General features: G+C 48.5%; 1 rRNA gene. It reads right to left on the reverse strand.

The features are described 5' to 3' along the window. Nucleotides 1-55: 55 nt before the first annotated feature. Nucleotides 56-1,616: ribosomal RNA gene (locus AC1RPJ_RS07515) — 16S ribosomal RNA — on the reverse strand. Between the last annotated feature and the right edge of the window lie 170 nt (nucleotides 1,617-1,786).

Raw genomic sequence — 1,786 nt, forward strand, 5'->3', positions numbered from 1 at the left:
CCTCAAAACTAAACAAATTTTCGACAAGTGTGTAGGTTTCCGTAATATTCCTTAGAAAGGAGGTGATCCAGCCGCAGGTTCTCCTACGGCTACCTTGTTACGACTTCACCCTAATCATCTGTCCCACCTTAGACGGCTGGCTCCTAAAAGGTTACCTCACCGGCTTTGGGTGTTACAAACTCTCATGGTGTGACGGGCGGTGTGTACAAGGCCCGGGAACGTATTCACCGCGGCATTCTGATCCGCGATTACTAGCGATTCCAACTTCATGTAGGCGAGTTGCAGCCTACAATCCGAACTGAGAACGGCTTTAAGAGATTAGCTTAACCTCGCGGTCTCGCAACTCGTTGTACCGTCCATTGTAGCACGTGTGTAGCCCAGGTCATAAGGGGCATGATGATTTGACGTCATCCCCACCTTCCTCCGGTTTGTCACCGGCAGTCTCATTAGAGTGCCCAACTAAATGCTGGCAACTAATAATAAGGGTTGCGCTCGTTGCGGGACTTAACCCAACATCTCACGACACGAGCTGACGACAACCATGCACCACCTGTCATTCTGTCCCCGAAGGGAACGGCCTATCTCTAGGTTTGTCAGAAGATGTCAAGACCTGGTAAGGTTCTTCGCGTTGCTTCGAATTAAACCACATGCTCCACCGCTTGTGCGGGCCCCCGTCAATTCCTTTGAGTTTCAACCTTGCGGTCGTACTCCCCAGGCGGAGTGCTTAATGCGTTAGCTGCAGCACTGAAGGGCGGAAACCCTCCAACACTTAGCACTCATCGTTTACGGCATGGACTACCAGGGTATCTAATCCTGTTTGCTACCCATGCTTTCGAACCTCAGCGTCAGTTACAGACCAGAGAGCCGCTTTCGCCACTGGTGTTCTACCATATATCTACGCATTTCACCGCTACACATGGTGTTCCACTCTCCTCTTCTGCACTCAAGTTATCCAGTTTCCAATGCATTTCTTCGGTTGAGCCGAAGGCTTTCACATCAGACTTAAAAAACCGCCTGCGTTCGCTTTACGCCCAATAAATCCGGATAACGCTTGCCACCTACGTATTACCGCGGCTGCTGGCACGTAGTTAGCCGTGGCTTTCTGGTTAGATACCGTCACTAGGTAAACAGTTACTCTTACCTACATTCTTCTCTAACAACAGAGCTTTACGATCCGAAAACCTTCTTCACTCACGCGGCGTTGCTCCATCAGACTTTCGTCCATTGTGGAAGATTCCCTACTGCTGCCTCCCGTAGGAGTTTGGGCCGTGTCTCAGTCCCAATGTGGCCGATCACCCTCTCAGGTCGGCTACGTATCATTGCCTTGGTGGGCCTTTACCTCACCAACTAGCTAATACGCCGCGGGTCCATCCAAAAGTGACAGCTTACGCCGTCTTTCATTATCAAACCATGCGGTTTAACAAATTATGCGGTATTAGCACCTGTTTCCAAGTGTTATCCCCCTCTTTTGGGCAGGTTACCCACGTGTTACTCACCCGTTCGCCACTCATTATCTTCGGTGAGTGCAAGCACTCGGTGAAGATAATGCGTTCGACTTGCATGTATTAGGCACGCCGCCAGCGTTCATCCTGAGCCAGGATCAAACTCTCATATAAAAAGTTGATTGCTCTTATTGTTTTGTTACTTTTTGAAACTAGCGAATTGACTTCGCAAATGTTTGCTCTTAACTCTTAGTTAAGAGACCCTACACATTTGATTTGTCGAAAATTTGTTCAGTTTTCAAAGATCTACTTGGTTGCTTTTGACAACTTTTATATCATATCAA

It is taken from the genome of Dellaglioa sp. CoH-57-MRSF-17 (genome assembly GCF_056782015.1).